This window comes from Priestia sp. P5_B4 (genome assembly GCF_056400385.1).
In genome coordinates this window covers 1-593 of sequence record NZ_JBFULJ010001450.1, presented here as the reverse complement: position 1 = coordinate 593, position 593 = coordinate 1, and the positions used below count along the sequence as shown (strand labels likewise).

The window sequence follows — 593 nt, the reverse complement described above, 5'->3', positions numbered from 1 at the left end:
CATTTAACACATTCATTAAAGCGGGCGATTGAGTATTTTGGGGAAAGTGAACTAGGTCAACTGCGCTTTGTGACTAAATTTCATCACGTGGATCATTTATTGGATGCTAAACATAATGGTCGCACGCGCTTCCGCTTTAGCATAAATGCAGATTATGTTATAAAAAACTTTGAACCTGGTACATCTTCTCTTGATTACCGGATTGAAGCTGCTAATAAAGTTGCAAAAGCCGGATATCCACTTGGCTTTATTGTGGCGCCTATTTACATTCATGAAGGTTGGCAAGAGGGATACCGTCAGTTGTTTGAAAAGCTGGACGCCTCTATACCTGAGGAGTCCAGAGATGATATTACGTTTGAAATGATTCAGCATCGCTTTACCAAGCCGGCCAAGCGGGTAATCGAGAAAAATTATCCGAAAACAAAGCTTGAGATGAATGAAGAGGAGCGCCGCTACAAGTGGGGGCGTTACGGAATTGGAAAATATGTATACGCAAAAGATGAAGAACAAGAATTAAGAGAAACATTAGAATATTACATTGATCAGTATTTTCCGAATGCAAAAATCGAATACTTTACGTAATTATTCTACAG

1 protein-coding gene is annotated in these 593 nt (G+C 39.5%); it reads left to right on the top strand.

What is annotated here, in order from left to right:
* Window positions 1–582: spore photoproduct lyase family protein (locus AC1DRF_RS31550; protein ID WP_477742766.1), on the top strand; the 582-nt coding region annotated here is incomplete at its 5' end.
* Window positions 583–593 lie beyond the last annotated feature (11 nt).